Source organism: Blautia sp. DFI.9.10, from assembly GCF_024461705.1.
Taxonomy (GTDB): domain Bacteria; phylum Bacillota; class Clostridia; order Lachnospirales; family Lachnospiraceae; genus Blautia_A; species Blautia_A fusiformis.
Genome location: NZ_JANGAA010000067.1, coordinates 1 through 276 on the forward strand (window position 1 = coordinate 1; position 276 = coordinate 276).

General features: G+C 50.4%; 1 protein-coding gene. It reads right to left on the minus strand.

The genetic code is table 11. The features are described from left to right. Positions 1 to 4: 4 nt before the first annotated feature. The coding region (locus NE671_RS15730) for a hypothetical protein (protein ID WP_256164162.1) at positions 5 to 276 on the minus strand (272 nt) is incomplete at its 5' end.

The following is a 276-nucleotide window of genomic DNA, read 5'->3' on the forward strand; positions in this document are numbered from 1 at the left end:
GTACTCAGAATGGAACGTTGTGCCGATCTGGTTTCTGTATTCTTCGGTACTTATGATGGTTCGCTGTGCCGATCTGGTTTCTGGATTCTTCGATATTTATGATAGTACGCTGTGCCGATCTGGTTCCTGTATTCTGGATTCTTTGATGTTTGCTTTGATGTTTGCTTCTGTCCCATGCTCTGGCTTTTTCCCTGTCGGTTGGAAGCGTCAGCCAGAGGAATGTGGCATCGGGCCGGGCTGCTGCGGAGGAGGGGTGATTACTACTTGGGCTGCGGG